Genomic DNA, 16,860 nt, shown 5'->3' on the forward strand with positions numbered 1-16,860 from the left:
AACTTAATTTTAGCAAAACTTCGCATGAAAAACAACTCACGATAATTGTTTATGTTATATCTGTTATTTACGGCAATGGAATTGCAACAATAAAGAGGACAAAATGTTAAGCCGCAATTTTCTGCATATTTAAAAGTTCTTCAAATTCTTTTGGTGACATGTACCCGAGGGCAGAATGAAGCCTCTTTCTATTATACCAGGTTTCAATATATTCAAATACAATTATTGCTGCCTGGTGTTTATTAATAAAAGTATTTTGGTAAACACATTCTGCTTTTAAGGTCTTAAAAAAACTTTCAGCAACCGCATTATCCCAACAATTTCCTTTTCTGCTCATGCTTCTTATTACCAGTGGGCTTTTGTCCAGCAAACTTTTAAATTCGTTGCAGGCGTATTGAATTCCCCTATCCGAATGGAAAATTAATTCACAGGTTACGCTTCTATTTTTCAGAGCCATTTTCCACGCAGGTATCACAGTATCAATAGCTTTCATTGTTGAACTAAGCGCCCATCCAATTACTCTCCTGTCAGCTAAATCCAGTACTATGGTGAGATATAGCCAACCTTGCGTCGTTTTAATGTATGTGATGTCAGACACCCACGCAGTAGCTATTTTTTCTACTTTAAATTGCCTGTTAAGCTTATTTGCTACAACCGGATATGTATGTTCAGAATCTGTTGTGACACGGAATTTTCTCTTGACAATACTTCTTATTTTTGCTTTCTTCATCAGTCTGGCGACCCTTGGACGGGACACTTTCACCCCCAGTTTGTACAATTCCTGAGTGACCCTGGGGCTTCCGTACGTTTGTTTACTATCCCCATGAATAACAATTATTTTATCGATAAGGGTCTGATTTTCAATAGCTGTATCCGATAGTTTATTGCTCAGCCAAGTATAAAACCTGCTTCTGCTTACCTTAAAAACCATGCACATTTTCTCAATGGGAAATATTTTCCGGTGATCCTTTATGAACCCGAATATTTGCCATCGCTCCTGGAGAAAATGCCTACAGCCTTTTTTAAGATATCTCGTTCAAGTTGTGTGTCGCGGAGTTCTTTCCTTAGCCGGGCCAATTCCTGTTCCGTTTCACTTAAAATCACCTTTCCGTTGCCAGGAAAACTACCGTTTTGTTTCGCAGAAAACTCTCTACGCCAGCGGTATAGCATAGCAGGTGGAACATCCAATTCTTTTGCCAGTGCAGCAAGGTCTGTGCGGCTATTGCTTAGTTCAACGCTCATCAGTTTGAACTCCTTGTCAAATACTCTTCTTTCTCCAGACATAAGTGTTAAGTTATAAAAGTTTCACTTAACTCAATGTCCACTTAAAGGTAGCAAGTCCAGCAAAAGCATATTTTCAATGCAGTTCGTTAGTCCATTTCATCTCTTCATAAACTCAAACTGTTTATTCATATAATTTGGTAAATATGAGATTGGCATTCCATTTATCTTTGTTTAAGGCGCTTGGCAAGAAGTAATCTAAGATACGTTTTAATCACAAATATTCAAGCGTTTCCATAGAATAGATGTAATTCAATATTAAACAATTTTGATATGGCAGGTACACGAATAAAAGAAGAGCGATTTAGCTTTATAGATCCACAAACAGGCAAAACTATTTTGGTGTATGAACCTGAAAGTAACGACGAAAATAAAACGGTCGAAGACGTGAGTAAACTTACATTTTATATTTCGCCTCTTTGTTTGTTTAATGTAGCAGGTAATTTACCAAAACCAATTTTCGTTGACAATGCTTTTCGCTACACATTTGAGCTAAAGTGTTATCCCCAACGAATAATCGACTATGCCGCAGAAATGACGACAAGACGATTGAAGGGTCAGATTGGTGGTGCCGTAATATCTTCCGGTAAAGTTTCCCCGTTGCCGATTCAATCCATTGAATTCAAATCCTCGTTATCAGGGGTTGAATTTGAACCATTGGTTAGCGACTCCAATGACTCCGCACTGGGAGACCTTGAACTAGTAGTAGTAAAAGTATCGCAGCCGTACAAAGAGATATTTGAAAATATTGTGACCGATCCTGTTGGCCTTAAAGTTCAAGTTGGATTGAAGTATAATGTTTTGAACACACAAGATGCGACGTTAACCTGGTCTGTCGAAGATATACAATCTACCTTAGCATATAAAGACCTTCTCCAAGCAGGGGGAACTACGTTTCAGCAAAGCAAATCCAAAAAGTTGTTAGAGATGCAGCCACAATTGCAAATGCACGTATCGTAGCCTTTCCAGGAATGCAGGAGAAGCTAGAGTCAGCGCTGGCAAACGTTTTCAGTCGAATTTTTGATGATTTTGCCAACATTTTTAAGCAAGAAATTATTAAAAGCAGAGAAGAGGCTGCCGCATTAGACCGCAAGATTATTGAAGGGACCGGTTTAAATTCAAATGAATTTAAACCGATAGTTTTATTTTTTGACATCGTCGACAAACTTAAAACTATTGATGATTTTCAAAGTGCTAATGAATTCATAAGGAAAACTTATAATGAAGATACTACCGGAATGGATTTCTATTTTGAGTATGTTGGCGAAAGTTTTTCGGCTCATTAGGTTTAAATTCAGATTCCAAGTCTATACGTGATGGCCTATTTAAGAATTCTGAGCAATATCATTTATTTAAAGAACGAGTAACTGAAATTAAAGGACAGACGGTCGAAGTTGTGCTGAGAGGTATTAAATTATTGGAAAAGGGCGACTTTGTTAATAATCTTAGAAAGACTGCTAGTTTTGTAGTTGTTGAAGTGAATGTATCATCCATCAGTCTTGCTATTTCTACCAACTTAAGAGCTGGTACAATAGATGATCAGGAGATTCGTGAACTAAGCTTATTAAAACTCATCAAACAAACGGTGCCCATTGGTACAATCTTTGCTTATGCCAGTGACGCTGTACCTGAAGGCTTCCTAGTCTGTGATGGATCACCGTTAAAAGCGAATGATTACCCGGAATTGTATGAAGTTTTATCTACTATTCATGGTAATGGAATTGATTCAAATAGTGTACTTACTGGAAACTTTAATTTACCGGATTACCGTGGAATGTTTCTTAGAGGTTGGGACCCAATTGGCATCAATGATCCTGATTTTAACACGCGGCAATCACCAAGATCCGGAGCAAATGAAGGAAATCGCGTTGGATCTATCCAGAACCATCATGTACAAGCCCATGATCATTTGCTTAATTTACCCCGGCATATAAACATTGGAGGTCGCTACAGTGGTGGTGACTGGTCACTTGCCTGGGAATCACATGATCAGTTTCTTAACAATCCACCACAAAGAGTTGGAGAGAATGGAGGGAAGGAGACACGCCCAAAAAATGCTGCGGTAAATTTTATTATCAAAGTGCTTTGAACTTATTATTTGATATACTGGAGCTGACTTATAAGGAAGATGTTATTTTCATAATAAGAAAGAGTAAGTGAAACTTTTATAACTAAACACTTATGTTTCTAGAAAGAAGAGTATTTGATAAAGAGTTCAAACAAGTGAGCGTTGAACTCGGCGATCAGAACGCCTCCAACATTTAGACAGATCTCAGTTTATTATTGAAGCAATTGATTGTTTCATCAGCATTGTTGTAATGCATTCATATAGAGTTTTTTCAAGACTTTGAAAGCAGAATGTGTTTATCAAAACAGGTTCATCGATATGCAGCTGCCGGCAGTAATTATCTTTGAATAAATCGAAATGTGGCGGCCGTCACTGCGGTACAATAGAAAAAGAATCCATTCTGCATTAATCTGTCTATCAAAGAATTTTAAGAACTTCTAAACAAAAAGAAAACTGCAGCTCCTCTATTGTCCGCATAATTGTTGCAATTCCACTTATCAGAGCTAGGATTTCTACTCAAAAATTGTCGCATAATCTTCTTTTCATTTATTACATTTCTTTAAATCTTTCTATATCTAAATACTTATAAATGAGATTTTTATGAAAAACTTACTGATAATACTAGTTATGATTGTCCAAGTGCTGACAGTAAAAGCACTACCACAACGGTTAGCGATATTACCAACTGCTGGATCGATTGCATTAGAGGCAGCTGGCCAATCAGTAGCTACATTGGCCACTATTTGTATTGATTTAAATCGGGGAGCTCCTTATGGAGATAGCTATAAATTTATTCATGCTGGTGAAAATATTCCAATAAAGGTTAACGGCAGTAATTACCCCGGAAATTTGAAAGCTGCGTTGCAAGGGCCAAACTCAATTCTTCTAATGACAGGAAGGGGAACTAGCAAGCTTGAAATAAGGATTAATCCCGAAAGAAAAGATATTAAGACTGTTGAATTAAACAAAATCGATAAATATACCATTGTTGGAACAGAGATTGGAGATGATAAGGGAATATATGCTGATGAAATTTTTAACAAAAAAATTATCATCTACAGATACCAAAGTAAATCCAGGAAATTTCCAAGATTATTATTGGAAAGAAAATGGAAAGATAAAAAAAGACATTCTTGATGGAAGAAATAATAATTATCCTGGTGAAAAACCACGTTTAGAGAAAGAAGAATTACGTTTAAATAAAGAATTTGAGATTTACAGTAAGCTAAGTGAGCAATTTGGAGCTAAGATTTTATTTAATGTTTATGAGCTTGGAATGGTTAAGTTTGATGCAAATGGAAATTTAACTGGCGAGTCAAAGGCTTTCCTAAGATTTTATAAGGTATATGGTAAAAAATATAGTTTAACAACTTGGCAACAAGGAATAAATAACAAAAGAATAAAATTTGATAATTTAGGAAAACTTCTGCCAAAGTCTATTAGAGACTTAAAAGCCTATGAGGATATGATTAATAAATATAGTCCTGAGGCGGTTCAAGATGCAAGTATGCAAGGTAAGCGTCTGATAGATGATTTAGGAAATTTATCTATTGAAGGAAAGGACTATTTAGAGGAATATAAGGCTTTTATATCGATTATAATAAATATGAAAATGTACTTGATGAAATTTATGATAAATCTAGTATGTTACAACAATCTGACCTAGCAATTGAGAGATCCAAATCAAGATTAAAAATATTTCAAAGTGCAAAAGGATTACTCGAAACTGAGAAATTTGATGAAAAGACCGTAACTGCTCTTAACGATTATGTAAAATTTCACAAAGAATATTTTGAGGAATATTCTTATGAGCCCAAAGGTAAGATATTAGAGTATTCTAATTCGGAAGGCTCTGATGATTTTAGTTATTTAATAAAAAATGGAGATAATTACTTTATTCTCAACCGTGCTCCTATCTGGAATGTACGCTCAACAACCAGTAAAGATATCTCTTTGATAGAGAAAAAGACTGGCTATGGATTTAAAGCAAAATGCAGAAAGTAATAAAGATTATCAACTGCTACGTATTGGCTCGAGAGACCCAGAAACCCAAAAAGCAAGCATATTCTTAGGTAACGACCTTTTAGAAGCCGTTTGGGGTAATTTGGAAAGGTATGATGAATTGATTACCCCAATTGACGAAATAATTAAAGATACACCAGACGATTTACCAATTGTAATTTCAAGGGATGAATTACACTCTAGTATTATACTTAAAAGGGATAATGTAAATACCACATTTTTTGTTGATGAAAAACTTGGTGGAAGAAGTTGGATTAATCCAGCCGAATTGATGAAAGAATTAAAAAAGAAATATCCGTCAAAGCGTTTTTATTTAAGTCGAGGTATCACGGGAATAAGTAGAATTAAAAGACTACCTACTATAAAAGGTCCACAGGATATAGCAGCCTATATGCCTACAAAAGGTAGTCTGATAAAGGAAGATTTAATTGCCAGAATGAAACAGACCTTACAAGATGGGAAAATAAAAATTGTGGAGGTAGACGACACCTTTTTAAGTGCAGATGACAATATACCCGAATCAAATATCTTATTAGTAAGTGGCCATAAAGATGAAACATTTGAGAGCTTCCTAAAAACTCTTGCAGATAATGGTAAATTAATACATAAAGTAGTAGCTATTTTTTCATGTTTTGAGAGAGGGACCACCGATCTACAGGCGTATTTAATCCACAATGGATATGCTAGTAATGTAATTTTCTTTCCGATAAGAATAAGCCCCTCCGCAACACAAGCATTAATTCAGGAGATTACAGCTATTTTACCAAAGGTAACTGACATTAATAAGAACGGAGTGCTTATGGATGAATGTATTGAAATGGCTCTTAATAATGCATTAAATAATCCTGATTATTTAGATCTGAATGAAGAGCTAATTCAGCTAAGTGCTCTTCTAAATCAAATATCTTTCAACTCAAAACCTACTCAAAATGGAAAATCGTGAAATAATTGGTTTGGAGTCAAATATCATTCTTGACCTAACAGTCGATACAAATGCAAATGAAAACTTCGAAATTCCGCCGGGTAGACGAGAGATGGGAGGTGATATCCCGGATATAGAAGTTGATAATATAAGACTGTTTATTGGTAAACAACCGGTCTCACTAAATTTAAAAAAACTAAACCTAATACTAGGTAAACAAGTGCCGCCTGAAATTCAACTTTTTAAGCGTTACAACGTTTACGTTCTTACTCACAAAGTGGGAGTTATGAAAGTAGGCGGTTTTAAATCTGTAAGTGAAGTTGGTTATAAAGTAAGGTTTTCTGAAGAACAGCCAGTAAATATTTTGAATCTGATGCCTCAACCAAAATTCGTCAAAAACATTGGAGGAGACTTTAGTTTTGATGCAGCTCTTTCGATTAATGGCGCTAGAAATCCCACACCAGTTTACCGAATTTTTGCAAAATAATGTAGAATATGCGACGCTTGGAGGGGAAATTTAAAGCGGCTATTAATAATTCAATTACTGGACGTTTCTCATTTGCCGTACAAACACCGGAAATTATGGCGATCGGAAAAGGGAATTCTTACAGCGAATGGTTATTTATAAAATCAGAAAAACCTTTATATGGTAGTGACATAGAGATGTTTCAAGTGATTCTGGTTGACCGATTTGCAAAAAAGACTGAAATTTGAAGTCAAAGCGTACTGTACAATTTCAATTTACGATATGCTACCGAAAACAAGAGAAAGTGAATGGGTTCAACTTGAATGTGAGCTTGATTAGATTAGTGTACCAATTGAGCAGTTTGAAATAGTAATTGGTAAGCTATTCCAATATTACCATACATCTTTTCAATGTATTTTCTCAAAGTAAAATAATCGATGTCTTTATTCTCCATATATGCATAAACGAACTAAGTTGTAATCAATAATTACCGTTTAATACCAAATAGAAAAAATGCAATTCGGGAGTGTACGATGAACTGTGTCAGAATTTGATTTTCGAATATTCACCCACCAAGGTAAAATCCCCGATCAGCCTGTAATCGGTCACTGAATCTAAAATACAATTGAGACATTGTCAACTCTAGTTATGAATTGACATGGTCCATTTTTAGAAAGATCTCGGACAACCAAATACACCAATTTTTGAAGCACCTGGTCAGAGGTAAAAGCTTCTTTCGTTTCCGTTACTTTTTTTGATCTGGCGGTGCATTCCCTCAATTGCGTTTGTTGTGTAAATGACCCTTCTCCTTTCATTAGTATAGTCAAAAAGGTAGACAGATTCAACCAGTTATCCATTCAGGATTTAACGGAAAGAAGATATTTCTTTCGGGACCGGCCTTCAGATCTATGAAATAATAAGGTTTTAAGATCTACGTTACTTTATCAATCCATTAATGTGGTCTAGATAGTACATATTTTTCGTTTCAGAAATTTTCAGTTTTCTTATTATCGAATTTACTAATTTGTGGAAGTGATTAATTAAAAGGTCCCTTTAAGTATGCTATATTTTAGGCGGTATATTATACCCTAATTTTATCGTATACTTGTATAATTAAATATTGAATCGTGCCCTTAATACTAACTTTCTGGTTTTTGCTATGATTTATGCCTATATCCGGGTTTCCACAGACAAACAGACCGTGGTGAACCAGCGCTATGAGATTCTAAAATATGCAGCTGGCAAAAAGATCCATGTGGAGCAGTGGATCGAAGAAACGGTTAGTGGCAGCAAGCGGTCCGAAGACCGTAAGCTGGGAGCGGTTTTAACCGGTTTAAAGAAAAATGATATATTAATCGTCAGTGAGCTTTCCAGGTTGGGCAGAAACCTGATGGAGGTCATGAGCATCCTGCATATTTGCATGCAGAAAGAAAGCAAGGTATTTGCCCTCAAGGAAGGGTATGAACTGGGTAATAATATTTCTTCAAAAGTACTGGCCTTTGCTTTTTCCCTTTCTGCCGAGATTGAACGCAGCCTGATCTCGCAGCGTACCAAGGAAGCCATGGCACGAATGAAAAGTGAAGGGCTGCCGGTAGGCCGTCCGGCCGGTGCTCTTTCGAAGCAGACTAAACTGACTGGCAAGGATGATACGATTAAAGAATTATTGGGTAAGAAAGTCGCTGTGTCTACGATCGGCAGGATTTTAGGCGTTAACCGCTTAACAGTGGAAAATTATATCAAAAGCAGGAAGCTAAGAGAAGATTCATAATTACTGTTAATTACCAAATTTGTTTTGACTAAAAACACGGATTTTTTTAACCCTTACATTTGATGCTCTTAAGGAAGCAGGTGTGAGAAATTTATCATGAAAAGATTTTGGATGCTTGCAGATATCGTAATATATAAGGATGATTTCGGAGTTTAGAAAAGGGAATGTCATAGTTGTCTGGAGGATTGACCGTCTTGGCAGAACTGCCTATGAGCTGATTAAACTTATGGTTTAATTGAAAGAGATTGAAATTGGACGGACTTTGGCTGCTATGGAAGCGGCAGGTGCGAGGATAAGGGTAGGAGGTTGGCCTAAGGAATTGACTAAAAATCTAATGAATCGGCGAGTCTGGGCGCTACCTTGTATCAAAGTAAGAAATTAAACAGCCAATCAGATTTGTTAATAGTTGATAATTGGCAGTAAGACTAACTTTACAATTACCTAAGGCATGAAGGTATACAGACAGTAGGCTGGCCCAAACTAAAAGTTGATTAAATCACTTAGCGCAGAATTACACAAATTAAATTATTACATTACGGTCAAAAACCATTTTAGCAATGCTACGTTGTAATTCTACTAAAACAGTTAAGTCAGATAGTAGTTACAAATGATTTTCTTACTGCTTACTAAGTGTAACACTATGAAAGGTACAATATTAGATACAATCCATGAGGATAGTAGTAACTGCTATCTAACAAAGTTTACTTTGAAGGACTTTGTAATTTCTTTGTCAGAGGAGTATAGAGAGTACGAGATTCAAAGAGAAATTGTCACTAATACATATCTGGATAATCTGATTGATACTGTTCTTTTAAAAAGACACATTCCACCAATTGTACTTGTGATTGATGCTGAAAGTTATCGTTTGAACGGTAATGAAATTCAAATTTCTGAGTTTAAAATTTTAGATGGTTTGCAAAGAACTTACCGTTTGAAGTCTATTTGGGAAACAATTCAGTTTTTTAAAAATGAATTGGAATATTCTGATGAGTTTCTCTCCTTTTCAAGACTACAATTAGCTAGAAAATTTTCAGAAAAACTTGAAAAAATAAATTCTAATTCAAAGGTTCTTGAGTCTATTTTAAAATTTTATAAACTTAACATTTTGAATAAGCAAAATGTTAATATAGATGATTGTTTTCTAGTTTCCCAATGGTTTGAAGTTTGGTCAAATTTATCACCAGAACAAGAAGTAAATAAAATGCTTGTTTTAAATGCAGGTCATAAGTCTGTAAAAACTCAACATCAATTGGAACTCCTTTTTTAAATATTATTCCTATAATCAAGAAAGCCGGACTGGATAATTTCCATTTAGTTAGAGAAAAAGAGTCAAATTCCACAGTTTTTAGTAAAAATAGATCAAAAGGGCAGTTTCATTTTTCTCACTTAATTACATCAATTATGTCTTTGAATGAGACGAAGCCTATAACTGCGAATGTTAATTTGATTCATAAGACTCAGTCTGCGGATTTTAATATTGTGTAAATCGTCAGCAAAAAGTGGACAATTTTAACTAAAAACTAAGAGAGTGTTTTCCCCTTGAGTTCTTAACTTTAATATTATGGGAAACACAAAAAAATCAACTCCGGAAAATTACATTAAAGACATTCGTCTTAAGACCAGACGTATCTTCACCGCAGAACAAAAGATTCTGATTGTGATGGAAGCCCTTCGGGCCGAATTACCCATCGCTGAATTGTGCCGAAAATACAGTATCAACGAATCTCAATTCTACAAATGGATCGGCCCGCCGAAGCGATAATGAATTTCTTGAAGCTGGCAAAAAGCGACTCCAGGGAGACGTAACAAGAGAGGCTACCACAGATGAAGTAGCTGAACTACGCAAAGAAAATACGCGGCTCAAGGAGATGGTCGCCGACCTGGTCCTGAGGTATGATATTGTAAAAAAAGTTTGAACATGCTGGACTAACCCATAAATATAAAAAGTTTATGAGATTATCTGCATCGGAGAAGTACGAAATCATCCAGACTGTGACCCGTTCAGAGCTAGGTGTAAAAAAGACGTTGCAAGAGTTTGGGATAGCCAGAAGCACGTTTTACAAATGGTACAACAGCTATCTTGATCAAGGATACGATGGGCTTTTGGATAAGGAAAAAGCTCCTGGAAGACAATGGAACAGTATACCCCAGCAGCAGAAGGACCTGGTTGTTGAAGTAGCACTTAACAAAGTGGACCTGTCAGCCCGTGAACTAGCCCATTACATCACCGATGAACAACAGATATTTATTTCTGAATCAAGCGTTTATCGTATATTGAAGCAGCGGGGACTGATCACTGCTCCAAGCCATATTTTGATCTCCGCATCAGATGAATTTAAAGACAAAACGTCTTTTGTACATCAAATGTGGCAAACCGATTTTACTTACTTCAAAATTGTGGGCTGGGGATATTATTATCTGAGTACAGTTCTGGACGATTATAGCAGATACATCATTCATTGGGAGCTGTGCAGCAGTATGAAGGCTGATGATGTGAAAAGAACCATTGATCAGGCAGTAAAGAAGGCCAGGATTAAAAGTAAAGCCAAGCCGAAACTGCTCTCTGATAACGGAGCTTGTTACATATCCGGCGAGCTGAGTGACTATCTGAAAAACACGGTTAAAATGCAGCAAGTTCATGGTCGCCCGGCTCATCCTCAGACGCAAGGCAAAATCGAGCGATACCACAGAACGATGAAATAATGTGGCCGCCATGGAATGGTCAAGCTCAACAATTTCTATCATCCGGATGAGCTGCGGGAGGCACTAAGTGAATTTGTCGATCGCTATAACAACCAGCGTTATCATGAGTCCCTGAATAATCTCACACCCGCAGATGTCTATTTTGGAAGAGGTGATGCGATCTTAAAAGAAGAGAGGAAATTAAAAAACAAACTTTGAAACAAAGAAAAAATCAGTATTTAAATCAAAAATTAATAGTTTTATAAAGCGGAAAATACTCTCTAAGCATTTGTCCAAGTTGGTTTGAAGACATACATCAAAGAGTAAAAGCTGGTATGGCCAGGGCAAAAGCACAGGGCAAACGTATTTCTCGTCCTCCGTTGCCTATCCATCAACAACGGGAAATTCTTGAACTAAAAAAGCAAGGAATATCGATGAACAAGATTTCCAAACAGCTAGGAATAGCCTATGGGACGGTTTATAACTACGCATCAAAACCAAAAACGTAGCGGCCGCCTGCGGTTTCTTAGCGTATGTTTTCGCCCATTTGTAAGAAAAACCTCCTTATCAGAAGTGTTTTTTTAGCGTGGCCATTGCGCCTATATACTTCACCTGGATCGCTTCGGCACTCTGTTTATGAAAATAGTAGGAACTTATTAAGCGGTTAGTTTTCGGTTTTAAGAAAGGTTAGATTTATTCAATTAATTATATATATGTTAGCCAAATTAGATGGTGATCCCTATGAATTTAGCACTTGTTTTCTGCAATGTTTTTTTCTTTTTGCTGGGATGCTTTTTTTGTAAATCAGAAATTGTCAAAAAGTACGGTCAAGGCTGGGGCGGCTCCGTCTTTCGAAATTAGTAGTATCAATATTACTAAGGGTAAAATTACTGTCAGGCATGATAATGCTGGTCAGGGGAGAGTCTCCAAGACGCTTCTTTTTGCACCCGGTACGCGGAGGATAATATATTCTCTTGACCCTGGTGTTACAAATGTCCGTCCTGGTGATTATGATCATGCTGCTAGCTATACAGGATCAGGTGGTGGTATCTGCTATAGCAACATTTTCTATGAGTAGAAACTGCCTTTTGTTGGAAGATAGTAATACGTTTTAATGGCTTGACAACAATTTAGAAAATTAACATCATGACTTCAAAATGCATTACCCTCGTCAACTATCAATTAATCATTTTTTGCATATTGCTACTGTTTTGCCTTGGTTGTGCTAAGAGGGCAACCAAACCTGTGTATTCCGAAGTGCCTCTTCCTGAGATGGCGGTTTCAACAATTTCTGTTCCAATTAATGTTGGAACAGAAATTGTGAGAAGCAAAATTGATAGCAAACTGCCTCCGTCATTTGGACACGCTAGGTTCAATTATCAAATTGGCGGTGGAGCAGACCAAGGAGGCGTTAGTATGGGGTTTGGTGTTGGGAGAGCTCCCAATTCTGTCAAATTGAATGGGGAAGATTCGACATTAACAGTAAGCTGCGACATGGGCTATTGGATACATGGACTGGTATTACATAATTTCCATTTTTCTTGTGGAACTGCCTTTCACAATAGGGATGATGATGGCTTGCGAAGTGCAACAGCTTTTTTACAGGGTAAATTTCATGTAACTACGGATTGGAGTCTTAAAAGTCAGTTATCTCCTTCTGTAAGGGCAAACAGCAAATGTCGAATAACAGGTTTAGATGTAGATGTTACAAAGCACGTTTTGAATGTGATGCAGAATGTTCTACAAGATGCCTCAGTAAGGCTTGAAAGCGAACTTAGTGAAAAAATAGACTTAAGGCGTAAAGCAGATTCAGCTTGGAGTTTTATTAATGCGCCAATACAGATTGATAAAAGCGCATGGTTGACGGTATTGCCTGTTTCAGCAGGATCAACGCCTATAGCTTTTACGGACAATGATGCTTCAGTCAGTATAGTGCTAATTTCAAAGCCAGAAATTGTTTTCAATTCAACACGACCACAACTTCGTTCAATGCCCCTTCCAAAACGATTTAATTCTTTAGGTGGAAATCAATTTCATATTTTACTACCAGTAATGACGTATGGAGCATATATAGACGACCAGTTAGAAAAAATTTTCAGTAACGACAATGTTCGATTTCCAATTAAAGGAAAACGTTACTTGGAGTTTACTAAAGCACAGATTTTTGGCAATGGTGGGAAAATGGGTTTACGGCTTAAATTTAAGGGAATGGGAAGGGGAGTAGTTTACTTGTCGGGAACTCCGTCATACAATTCAAATAATAGGACTGTGTCTTTCCCAGATTTAGACTTTACAGTCAAGTCCAAAAAAATTATAATTAAAATAGCCGATTTAGTCAAGCACAATGAGATTAGAGATTCTTTACGTAGTATTACCAGGCTTGACCTGAGCGAAAAATTGGATAATATTTATCCAAAATTCCGGGCAGCTTTGAACGGAAAATTTAAAGATGTTGAGTTGGTAGGTAATTTGATGAACCCGGAGCTATTGGGAATCTACTACACCGGCGACAAAAGGCAAGAGTTTGCCGCTTACTTTGAATTAATTGGAAATCTGCAAGTTCGGGTAAAATAATTGATGTTAGTTGTTTATTATGTGGAGAATTTGAAACTGTTGACCATCGCAATACGGAAATTAATATAATTTTGGTGGGAATAGACTAGTTCAAACAATTAATAACAGCTTAACTCATGTAATGTAAAAATTCAACTGATGGTCAATCTGCCACGGAACCCCATGGTGAATCAATCCGAATTATACAATTAGATGTACAGTTAACGGTCATTAAGAAAGCCAAAACTAAAAACGTAGTCACTAACGCCGTTTTTCGCCCATTTGTAAGAAAAACCTTTACACCGTCGCGGCACAGAACGATGAAATAATGTGGCGGCCATGGAATGGTCAAGCTCAATAACTTCTACCATCCGGATGAGCTCCGGGAAGGGCTAAGTGATTTTGTCGATCGCAATAACAACCAGCGTTGTCATGAGTCCCTGAATAATCTCACACCGGCAGATGTCTATTTTGGAAGAGGTGATGCGATCTTAAAACGAAGAGAAGAGATTAAAAAACAAACCTTGAAACAAAGAAAAAATCAGTACTTAAATCAAAAATTGATAGTTTTATAAAACGGAAAATACTCTCTAAGCATTTGTCCAAGTTTGTTTGAAGATATACAAATGGCTTGGTGAACCACACCTTCTTTCATATCAATTTTGGCTACTAGCACCGCGCATACTTCCCCTTTGAACTTTCCATGGACATTTATCGTAAAAACTCAAAGGCCAGTTGTGGTATGTATACATGGTTCATAAAACAAAAATCCCATTCTGTTTAAACACCCAATCACGTAAAATATGTGTTATTCACTATCAGTAAAATAATGTGCAGTAAATTACCTATTCTGAGACAAAGTAAAAAATATCTAAAATATTATGGGTTTAATAAAAGATTTACCCGAATCAATGATATAACTGCTAGCTCCGCTAATATATTTTAGGTACTGCCCAACTTTCAGAAACAGGCTGAACAAAAGCGGTTCCAATACTTACCAAAGTCTATTGTATCTACTTTTGTACAGCATCTGGCGGCAAGTAATGATATTTTAATAAAGCTTTGACTATTATTCTGGTGGCCATCAAAATATAATGCAGATGCCATCCCCATTGTGATCAGTTCACTATAATACTATTCTTTCAGAGCATCGGTATGAGCATTTTAGGTATGCAATAAATTGCTACTTGTGTTGAATAAATTATTTTTTAGGTGTAATACCTAAAATCTTTCCCCGTAAAGTTGCCGCATCATATACCGGCAAACTTAATCGTTTTGCCAAATCATATAAACTATAAGACAGTAGATCTTTGATAGTAACGTTAGGACCAAGCTTGTTTACAATGTCTTTAGAAATCCAATTTAATTGGTGAATTGGAGTCATTAAAGTTGATTCTGGGAGTCGAGCTACTAAGCGATCTTTAAAATAATCACTATCGACTAAATCCAAATTATTTTGCGGATAATACTGTTTTATTCTGTCAGGAAGCGTAAGTAAACTTTGAACTTCTCGACGAAGCGAGTCTTGAAATGAACCTCCAGTACCAGAAAAAACATCAAGAGCTATATCGTTGTTAATTTGTACTGGAAGCTCACCCATAAATGAAGCTGCCAGACTATCTAGAGGCAGCCATTCTGGTGCACGTAATGGACATGGATCACCAGAGCGCATTGCTGTACATAGAGTACGTCTAAAAATCATTAAATTCCCTAAATCAGCAACAGCGGGACGGGTCTCAGGTCGCGGCCGTCGAAGATATATATGAAATGTCAATGTCCAAGTATCATCATCAGCGTTGAAGCCACGCTGGATTAAAGCAGAAAACAGAAACGTATCGGGACTCACTACATGATAATCTCTTGATTTAACATCGCTTGGATGCATACCCGAATCAAAACTATCACGTTCAAAACTTACTCCTCCTCTTCCTACATCACCCCTTGTTGGATCGAACTGCCATCCGTCAATTTCAAAGCCATGCCGTTCTACATTCACAATTTGCGAAGGATTACTAAATTCACCTGTCCCTACTGCTATTACCGTAATGTGGAGAGTTATTTCACGTGTATCAAAGGATGGTTGCTTTACATTGATTGTAGCATCTTCAGGAAAATGGCCGGTATCTACATGAACTTCAATACGCAGGCCCTCCATATCACCAGGACGGCGAACAATTAAAAAAAAATCTTGTATACCTTCAATATATCGAACACCTTGAACGAATGTGCGACGATTAGTTGGTTGTAATGTATGTGGGCGAGCTAATATTAAAAAAGGGCTCGGTTAGTTCCAGAATGATAACCTGTAAGGAGATTATACATTTGATTTAAGTCTGTCCGTGTTGACTGCCGTTCGCTCCTTTCTCTTGAAGCATCCGCGTTAACCTGGAAAGACTCGGTTGTAGAATCTTTCCAGGTGCCTTTAATAGTGTGAGAAGCTTCAAAGGATCCAGCATTTGATTCTGGAGATTTGTATTTTCCAGAATGCTCCAAACCGACTTCATTGCCATGAGTGCGACTAAATGATTTATCTACGGAAATACTTGACTGTGATCCAGTCAATACTTCCCCCGTTTCGCTGGTTACTTGTAGCAATTCTCGTAATTTTGGTTCAAAATCAACAATGTGGGGAAAAAGAGTTAAATCTGTTATGGTGTCTTGTGGAGGAAAAGTAGAAATATGGACCATTGCCCCGTAGCAAGCTAAATAATCTCCAAGAATTGTTCGCAATTCCCCTGATGAAAATGTTGATACTATTCCTTCTAATCGACTCCAATCATCCGTTTGGAGTTGATAACCTGTAAGTGAAATTGTAACCTTCAAATATGTCAGCTTTTCACCGCACATTTCAATAGGAATTTCTGATTGGGAAGGTTCGTATGCAAAAACAGCAATAGATGACTTAAAGCAGGTCGGAGCTGCATTATCACAAAAACCAGGATCTATCATATCTTGACTAACGTCAATGAGTTTCCATGGTATATCAATTGGAGGTATTAATTCAGGCATATCTGATCAGTTTAGAAAAGGTGAATAATCAATTTTCTAAATTTTTGCAGTTTAAATTACCATCATCACAAGAAGTTCTTAGCTTTAAT

At 36.8% G+C, this 16,860-nt stretch carries 17 protein-coding genes and 2 pseudogenes; 16 read left to right on the forward strand and 3 right to left on the reverse strand.

The window, feature by feature from the left end; genetic code table 11:
• Positions 1–106 precede the first annotated feature (106 nt).
• A protein-coding gene (locus KZC02_RS29765) for an IS3 family transposase (protein WP_221389931.1) occupies positions 107–1,284 on the reverse strand; the annotation gives its coding sequence in 2 pieces (ribosomal slippage) (positions 107–1,014 and positions 1,014–1,284; 1,179 coding nt in all).
• A gap of 270 nt (positions 1,285–1,554) precedes the next feature.
• Here KZC02_RS29765 and KZC02_RS29770 point away from each other — a divergent pair.
• The 16 genes and pseudogenes from KZC02_RS29770 (at position 1,555) to KZC02_RS29845 (ending at position 14,337) form a co-directional block, all read left to right on the forward strand.
• Complete coding sequence (locus KZC02_RS29770) at positions 1,555–2,241, forward strand: hypothetical protein (RefSeq protein ID WP_221391993.1); 687 nt, start codon at positions 1,555–1,557, stop codon at positions 2,239–2,241.
• Positions 2,242–2,252: 11 nt separating this feature from the next.
• Positions 2,253–2,567 carry a hypothetical protein gene (locus KZC02_RS29775; protein WP_221391994.1) on the forward strand — a complete coding sequence of 105 codons (315 nt, stop codon included), beginning with the start codon at positions 2,253–2,255 and terminating at the stop codon, positions 2,565–2,567.
• Positions 2,568–2,698: 131 nt separating this feature from the next.
• The gene (locus tag KZC02_RS29780) at positions 2,699–3,370 is read left to right on the forward strand and encodes a phage tail protein (RefSeq protein ID WP_221391995.1); all 672 of its coding nucleotides are present in this window, start codon (positions 2,699–2,701) and stop codon (positions 3,368–3,370) included.
• 255 nt (positions 3,371–3,625) lie between these two features.
• Positions 3,626–3,700 (forward strand): annotated as a pseudogene (locus KZC02_RS33490) (hypothetical protein); the annotation flags it as partial.
• Between the two features lie 249 nt (positions 3,701–3,949).
• On the forward strand, positions 3,950–4,486 hold the full coding sequence (locus tag KZC02_RS29785) for a hypothetical protein (protein ID WP_221391996.1): 537 nt from the start codon (positions 3,950–3,952) through the stop codon (positions 4,484–4,486).
• Positions 4,377–5,015 (forward strand): hypothetical protein, encoded by a 639-nt coding sequence (locus KZC02_RS29790; protein WP_221391997.1) that lies wholly within the window; start codon positions 4,377–4,379, stop codon positions 5,013–5,015. The genes KZC02_RS29785 and KZC02_RS29790 overlap by 110 nt, the downstream gene beginning before the upstream one ends.
• Positions 4,994–5,353 carry a hypothetical protein gene (locus tag KZC02_RS29795; RefSeq protein ID WP_221391998.1) on the forward strand — a complete coding sequence of 120 codons (360 nt, stop codon included), beginning with the start codon at positions 4,994–4,996 and terminating at the stop codon, positions 5,351–5,353. Before KZC02_RS29790 ends, KZC02_RS29795 begins: the two co-directional genes overlap by 22 nt.
• Positions 5,325–6,314, forward strand: a complete 990-nt coding sequence (locus tag KZC02_RS29800) for a hypothetical protein (protein ID WP_221391999.1) — start codon at positions 5,325–5,327, stop codon at positions 6,312–6,314. The genes KZC02_RS29795 and KZC02_RS29800 overlap by 29 nt, the downstream gene beginning before the upstream one ends.
• Positions 6,301–6,780, forward strand: a complete 480-nt coding sequence (locus KZC02_RS29805; protein ID WP_221392000.1) for a hypothetical protein — start codon at positions 6,301–6,303, stop codon at positions 6,778–6,780. The genes KZC02_RS29800 and KZC02_RS29805 overlap by 14 nt, the downstream gene beginning before the upstream one ends.
• A gap of 17 nt (positions 6,781–6,797) precedes the next feature.
• Positions 6,798–7,007 carry a hypothetical protein gene (locus KZC02_RS29810; protein ID WP_221392001.1) on the forward strand — a complete coding sequence of 70 codons (210 nt, stop codon included), beginning with the start codon at positions 6,798–6,800 and terminating at the stop codon, positions 7,005–7,007.
• 872 nt (positions 7,008–7,879) lie between these two features.
• The gene (locus tag KZC02_RS29815; RefSeq protein ID WP_229253889.1) at positions 7,880–8,527 is read left to right on the forward strand and encodes a master DNA invertase Mpi family serine-type recombinase; all 648 of its coding nucleotides are present in this window, start codon (positions 7,880–7,882) and stop codon (positions 8,525–8,527) included.
• A 139-nt stretch (positions 8,528–8,666) separates the two neighbouring features.
• Entirely contained in the window at positions 8,667–8,762 is a 96-nt protein-coding gene (locus tag KZC02_RS33495) for a recombinase family protein (protein WP_221392002.1), read from the forward strand.
• Positions 8,763–9,167: 405 nt separating this feature from the next.
• Positions 9,168–9,794 carry a hypothetical protein gene (locus KZC02_RS29825; RefSeq protein WP_221392003.1) on the forward strand — a complete coding sequence of 209 codons (627 nt, stop codon included), beginning with the start codon at positions 9,168–9,170 and terminating at the stop codon, positions 9,792–9,794.
• 294 nt (positions 9,795–10,088) lie between these two features.
• A pseudogene (locus KZC02_RS29830) lies at positions 10,089–11,475 on the forward strand (IS3 family transposase).
• An 880-nt stretch (positions 11,476–12,355) separates the two neighbouring features.
• Positions 12,356–13,783 (forward strand): DUF4403 family protein, encoded by a 1,428-nt coding sequence (locus KZC02_RS29840; protein WP_221392005.1) that lies wholly within the window; start codon positions 12,356–12,358, stop codon positions 13,781–13,783.
• A gap of 323 nt (positions 13,784–14,106) precedes the next feature.
• Positions 14,107–14,337, forward strand: a complete 231-nt coding sequence (locus KZC02_RS29845) for a hypothetical protein (RefSeq protein ID WP_221392006.1) — start codon at positions 14,107–14,109, stop codon at positions 14,335–14,337.
• Positions 14,338–14,963: 626 nt separating this feature from the next.
• Here KZC02_RS29845 and KZC02_RS29850 read toward each other — a convergent pair.
• Entirely contained in the window at positions 14,964–15,917 is a 954-nt protein-coding gene (locus KZC02_RS29850; RefSeq protein WP_221392007.1) for a hypothetical protein, read from the reverse strand.
• Positions 15,918–16,030: 113 nt separating this feature from the next.
• A complete protein-coding gene (locus tag KZC02_RS29855; protein WP_221392008.1) occupies positions 16,031–16,771 on the reverse strand; it encodes a hypothetical protein in 741 nt (246 codons plus the stop codon).
• Positions 16,772–16,860 lie beyond the last annotated feature (89 nt).

Source organism: Dyadobacter sp. NIV53 (assembly GCF_019711195.1).
In the GTDB taxonomy this organism is placed as follows: domain Bacteria; phylum Bacteroidota; class Bacteroidia; order Cytophagales; family Spirosomataceae; genus Dyadobacter.

Bases quoted from the DNA above. Each gene is read 5' to 3' on its own strand.
- KZC02_RS29775 (WP_221391994.1), top strand. From the start codon at position 2,253: ATGCAGGAGAAGCTAGAGTCAGCGCTGGCAAACGTTTTCAGTCGAATT.
- KZC02_RS29795 (WP_221391998.1), top strand. From the start codon at position 4,994: ATGTTACAACAATCTGACCTAGCAATTGAGAGATCCAAATCAAGATTA.
- KZC02_RS29840 (WP_221392005.1), top strand. From the start codon at position 12,356: ATGACTTCAAAATGCATTACCCTCGTCAACTATCAATTAATCATTTTT.
- KZC02_RS29785 (WP_221391996.1), top strand. From the start codon at position 3,950: ATGAAAAACTTACTGATAATACTAGTTATGATTGTCCAAGTGCTGACA.
- KZC02_RS29850 (WP_221392007.1), bottom strand. From the start codon at position 15,917: ATGGAGGGCCTGCGTATTGAAGTTCATGTAGATACCGGCCATTTTCCT.
- KZC02_RS29805 (WP_221392000.1), top strand. From the start codon at position 6,301: ATGGAAAATCGTGAAATAATTGGTTTGGAGTCAAATATCATTCTTGAC.
- KZC02_RS29845 (WP_221392006.1), top strand. From the start codon at position 14,107: ATGGTCAAGCTCAATAACTTCTACCATCCGGATGAGCTCCGGGAAGGG.
- KZC02_RS29825 (WP_221392003.1), top strand. From the start codon at position 9,168: ATGAAAGGTACAATATTAGATACAATCCATGAGGATAGTAGTAACTGC.
- KZC02_RS29770 (WP_221391993.1), top strand. From the start codon at position 1,555: ATGGCAGGTACACGAATAAAAGAAGAGCGATTTAGCTTTATAGATCCA.
- KZC02_RS29790 (WP_221391997.1), top strand. From the start codon at position 4,377: ATGAAATTTTTAACAAAAAAATTATCATCTACAGATACCAAAGTAAAT.
- KZC02_RS29855 (WP_221392008.1), bottom strand. From the start codon at position 16,771: ATGCCTGAATTAATACCTCCAATTGATATACCATGGAAACTCATTGAC.
- KZC02_RS33495 (WP_221392002.1), top strand. From the start codon at position 8,667: ATGATTTCGGAGTTTAGAAAAGGGAATGTCATAGTTGTCTGGAGGATT.
- KZC02_RS29800 (WP_221391999.1), top strand. From the start codon at position 5,325: ATGGATTTAAAGCAAAATGCAGAAAGTAATAAAGATTATCAACTGCTA.